Genomic DNA, 753 nt, shown 5'->3' with positions numbered 1-753 from the left:
TTAAACAGCCGCACCGAACGGCCATCACCGAGCTGGTCATGCATGAAGTCCATCGACCAGCAGTGATTGGGTTTTTCAGGGACCGCCAGCGGCTCCGGTTTGGCCCGTACCAGCCGTTTTCGCGGCTTTATCCTCAGATTAAGTTCAAGGGCGCGATAAATCCGGTACACCCGCTTGTGGTTCCAGCCAAAGCCTTTGACGTTACGCAGGTACAGAAAGCACAGTCCAAAACCCCAATTACGCTGATTAGCGGTGAGGCGCAGCAGCCAATCGGCAATCTCCTGATTTTCATCGGCCAGCACCGGCTGATAGCGATAGCAGCCCTCACTGACCTTGAACACCTGGCAAGCCCGGCGGATGGAGATGGCGTAATCCGCTACGGCCCTGGTTGCCATCTCCCGGCGGGCAGATGACGTCACCACTTTTTTGCCATGGCCTCAGCGATGATCTCGGCTTTGAGGCGCTCCTCGGCGTACATCTTCTTGAGGCGGCGGTTCTCGTCCTCCAGCTCTTTGAGGCGAGCCATGAGGGAGGCATCCATTCCGCCGTATTTAGAGCGCCACTTGTAGAAGGTGGCGGAGCTGATGCCATGTTCGCGGCAGAGCTCTGGAACGGGGGAGCCAGCCTCGGCCTGGTTAAGAATGGCGATGATCTGGGCATCGCTGAAGCGTGATGTTTTCATGTAGAACCTCCGGGTATCAAGGTACGGGAAAATTCTACTTATGAGCACCTCAGTTTTTCGGGGGGATTACC

The 753-nt window shown here is 56.6% G+C and carries 1 pseudogene; it reads right to left on the bottom strand.

Annotated features, from left to right (window positions below):
- A pseudogene (locus J9889_RS18380) lies at positions 1-682 on the bottom strand (transposase); the annotation flags it as partial.
- Between the last annotated feature and the right edge of the window lie 71 nt (positions 683-753).

This window comes from Aeromonas sp. PrichA-15, assembly GCF_017939245.1.
GTDB lineage: Bacteria > Pseudomonadota > Gammaproteobacteria > Enterobacterales > Aeromonadaceae > Aeromonas > Aeromonas caviae.
The sequence above is the reverse complement of the archived record's forward strand: the minus strand, read 5'-3'. Positions and strand labels throughout refer to the sequence as shown.